This window comes from Anaerotignum faecicola, from assembly GCA_024460105.1.
GTDB lineage: Bacteria > Bacillota > Clostridia > Lachnospirales > Anaerotignaceae > JANFXS01.
On record JANFXS010000446.1, the window covers coordinates 1 to 409 of the forward strand.

At 43.8% G+C, this 409-nt stretch carries 1 protein-coding gene; it reads right to left on the bottom strand.

Annotation, left to right across the window (positions count from 1 at the left end; all coding sequences use genetic code 11):
- Positions 1-165: 165 nt before the first annotated feature.
- Positions 166-409 (bottom strand): hypothetical protein (locus tag NE664_14805; protein MCQ4727905.1); only part of this gene is annotated, 244 nt, incomplete at its 5' end.

Here is a 409-nt window from a genome sequence, read left to right on the forward strand (position 1 = left end):
GGGCAGGATAAAGCACCGGGCAACAGGCGGAAATTCCACCGCACCGTCATAATTATGTATCAGATACGGCTCTCCCTCTTCTCTGCTGACGCAGTAAACAATTGGTCTGATTCCGCCGTACGAAATTTTTTTCTCTGTCATAATCCCTCTTATTTTGTCTTATTCTTATTTCGTCTTATTCTTGTATTCTTCTGTCCAGTAAGCTTCCACCTTATTCATGCCAAGCTCATCGATCTTCTGAATAAATTCCTGATAAACCGACTCGAAGTCCTCTGTAAAAATCATCTTCACAGAATACTGCTGAAGGAGGCTGAATGCTTTCTGTCTGATAATTCCCTCTTCCGATTCCGGAGACGGATCCTGAATGTCCAGTTCCGGACGGAATTCCACATACTTTCCGAACTGTTCG